This is a genomic window from Massilia sp. CT11-108, assembly GCF_047302915.1.
In the GTDB taxonomy this organism is placed as follows: Bacteria; Pseudomonadota; Gammaproteobacteria; order Burkholderiales; family Burkholderiaceae_D; genus Telluria; species Telluria orientalis.
On sequence record NZ_JBKYMO010000541.1, the window covers coordinates 1 to 3,519 of the forward strand.

The following is a 3,519-nucleotide window of genomic DNA, read 5'->3' on the forward strand; positions in this document are numbered from 1 at the left end:
GGCCGCCGCGGCGCCGGGCCAGCGCCTGTCGCTGTTCGACACGAAGCTGGCCGGCCCCGCCCTCGTCGACGCCTTCAGGAAGCTCGGCGTGCGCACCCAGCTGCGCAGCCCCGTCATGTTCGTCGTGTACGTCGGCAGCATCATCACGACCCTGCTGTACGTGCAGGCCCTGTTCGGCACAGGCGAAGCGCCGTCCGGCTTCATCCTCGCCTGCGCCGTGTGGCTGTGGTTCACGGTGCTGTTCGCGAACTTCGCGGAAGCGCTGGCCGAAGGCCGCAGCAAGGCCCAGGCGGCCTCGCTGCGCGGCCTGAAGGAAGCCGTGACCGCGAAGAAGCTGGCGGTGCCGAAGCACGGCACGACGTGGCTGCCCTGCCCCGCCACCGACCTGCGCAAGGGTAACCACGTGCTGATCGAGGCGGGCGACGTCGTGCCCATCGACGGCGAGGTCGTCGACGGGGTCGCGTCCGTGGACGAAAGCGCGATCACGGGCGAATCCGCGCCGGTGATCCGCGAATCCGGCGGCGATTTCTCGGCCGTCACGGGCGGCACGCGCGTGCTGTCCGACTGGCTCGTCGTGAAGGTGACGGCGAACCCGGGCGAGACCTTCCTCGACCGCATGATCGCGATGGTCGAAGGCGCGAAGCGCAAGAAAACGCCCAACGAGATCGCGCTGACGATCCTGCTGGTGGCGCTCACCATCGTGTTCCTCGTCGTGACGGTGACCCTGCTGCCGTTCTCGCTGTACGCGGTCGACGTCGCCAAGTCCGGCACGCCGGTCACGATCACCGTGCTGATCGCGCTGCTCGTGTGCCTGATCCCGACGACGATCGGCGGCCTGCTCTCGGCCATCGGCGTCGCGGGCATGAGCCGGATGATGCGCGCCAACGTGGTCGCGACCTCGGGCCGCGCCGTGGAAGCGGCCGGCGACGTCGACGTCCTGCTGCTCGACAAGACCGGCACCATCACGCTGGGCAACCGCCAGGCCGCCGCCTTCCTGCCCGCCGCGGGCGTCACCGAACACCAGCTGGCCGACGTGGCCCAGCTGGCGTCGCTGTCCGACGAGACGCCGGAGGGCCGCAGCATCGTGGTGCTCGCCAAGCGCTTCGGCATCCGCCAGCGCGAGCTCGAAGCCCTCCATGCCGTGTTCGTGCCGTTTTCCGCGCAGACCCGCATGAGCGGCGTCGATTGCGGCGAGCGCCGCATCCGCAAGGGCGCCTACGACGCCGTGCGCCGCCACGTCGAGTCGCTCGGCGCGACGTTCCCGGCCGACGTCGTGCGCCTCGCGGAAGACGCCGCGCGCCGCGGCAGCACCCCGCTCGTCGTGGCCGAGGATGGCCGGGTGCTGGGCGTCGTGGAGCTGAAGGATATCGTCAAGGGCGGCATCAAGGAACGCTTCGCCGAACTGCGCCGCATGGGCATCAAGACCGTGATGATCACGGGCGACAACAAGCTGACGGCGGCGGCCATCGCCGCCGAGGCCGGGGTCGACGATTTCCTCGCCGAGGCCACGCCGGAAGACAAGCTGAAGCTGATCCGGCAATACCAGGCCGACGGCCGCATGGTCGCGATGACGGGCGACGGCACCAACGACGCCCCCGCGCTCGCGCAAGCCGACGTGGCCGTGGCGATGAACTCCGGCACGCAGGCGGCCAAGGAAGCGGGCAACATGGTGGACCTCGACTCGAACCCGACCAAGCTGCTGGAGATCGTCGAGATCGGCAAGCAGATGCTCATGACGCGCGGCGCGCTGACCACGTTCTCGATCGCGAACGACGTGGCCAAGTATTTCGCGATCATCCCCGCCGCCTTCGTCGGCACCTATCCGCAGTTGCGGGCGCTCGACGTGATGCATCTCGCGAGCCCGTCGTCGGCGATCATGTCCGCGCTGATCTTCAACGCGCTGATCATCGTGTTCCTGATCCCGCTCGCGCTGCGCGGCGTGCGCTTCCGCGCGATCGGCGCCACCGCCCTGCTGCGCCGCAACCTGCTCGTCTACGGCCTGGGCGGCATCGTCCTGCCGTTCATCGGCATCAAGCTGATCGACCTGCTGCTCGCGGCGCTGAACCTCGCCTGACCCTGGAGACCATCATGACATCCTTACTTCGTCCCACGCTCGTCCTGTTCGGCGCCCTGACCCTGCTGTGCGGCGTGCTGTACCCGGCCGCCGTCACCGGCGTCGGCCGCGTCGCCTTCGCGCACCAGGCCGGCGGCAGCCTGATCGAAGCGAACGGCAAGACCGTCGGCTCGACCCTGATCGGCCAGCCGTTCTCCTCGCCCGGCCACTTCTGGGGCCGCCGTCCGCGACCGCGCCGATGGCCGACAACGCGGCCGGCTCGGGCGGCTCCAACCAGGGGCCGACCAATCCCGCGCTGCTCGACGCCGTCAAGGCGCGGGTCGACGCGCTCAAGGCGCTCGACCCCGGCAACGACGCGCCGATCCCCGTCGACCTCGTCACCGCGTCCGCCAGCGGACTCGATCCCGAGATCAGCGTGGCGGCCGCCGAGTACCAGGCCGCGCGCGTCGCCGCAGCGCGCAAGCTGCCCGTGGCGCAGGTGCGCGCGCTGATCGACCGCTACCGCCGGGACCCGGCCCTGGGCTTCCTCGGCGAGGCGCGTGTGAACGTGCTGGCGCTGAATCTCGCCCTGGACGGCAAGGCGCCATGAGGACGAACGCATGAGCGTGCCCGGCGACGAGGTACGGCGCGATCCGGACGCGCTGCTGGCCCGCGTGCAGGAAGAAGAACGGCGCGCCGCGCGCGGCCGGCTGCGCATCTACTTCGGCGCGTCGGCCGGTGTCGGCAAGACGTACGCGATGCTGTCGGCCGCGCGCCAGCTCGCGGCCGCGCGCACGGTGCTGGTCGGCGTCGTCGAGACCCACGGCCGCGCCGAAACGGAAGCGCTGCTGGACGGGTTGCAGGTGCTGCCTCGCCACCAGATCGCCTACCGCGGCAAGGTTCTGTCCGAGTTCGACATCGACGCGGCGCTGGAACGGCGCCCGGAACTGGTGCTCGTCGACGAGCTGGCGCATTCGAACGTCCCGGGATCGCGCCACCCGAAACGCTGGCAGGACATCGACGAGCTGCTGGCCGCCGGCATCGACGTGTTCACGACGGTGAACGTGCAGCACCTGGAGAGCCTGAACGACGTGGTCGGCGGCATCACCGGCGTGCGCGTCGGAGAGACGGTGCCGGACTCCGTGTTCGATGCGGCCGACGAGGTCGTGCTGGTCGACCTGCCCGCCGACGAGCTGCTGGCGCGGCTGAAACTCGGCAAGGTGTACCAGCCGGTGCAGGCCGAGCGGGCCGGCCGCAACTTCTTCCGCAAGGGGAATCTCATCGCCCTGCGCGAGCTGGCGCTGCGACGCACGGCGGAACGCATCGGCGACGACGTGCGCGCGTACCGGGTCGAGCAATCGATCGACACCGTGTGGCGCACCGGAACGACGTTCCTCGCCTGCGTCGGTCCCGGTCCCGGCGCGGAAGGCGTCGTGCGCAGCGCGGCGCGCCTCGCGGCCCAGCTG

Annotated in this window: 1 protein-coding gene and 2 pseudogenes; all 3 read left to right on the forward strand. The window is 70.6% G+C overall.

Features of this window, described 5'->3' with window-relative positions; genetic code table 11:
- Positions 1-25: 25 nt before the first annotated feature.
- Entirely contained in the window at positions 26-2,074 is a 2,049-nt protein-coding gene (gene kdpB / locus ACEN88_RS26985) for a potassium-transporting ATPase subunit KdpB (protein ID WP_413344621.1), read from the forward strand.
- A 14-nt stretch (positions 2,075-2,088) separates the two neighbouring features.
- Positions 2,089-2,663 (forward strand): annotated as a pseudogene (kdpC, locus tag ACEN88_RS26990) (potassium-transporting ATPase subunit KdpC).
- Between the two features lie 10 nt (positions 2,664-2,673).
- Positions 2,674-3,519, forward strand: a pseudogene (locus ACEN88_RS26995) (two-component system sensor histidine kinase KdbD); the annotation flags it as partial.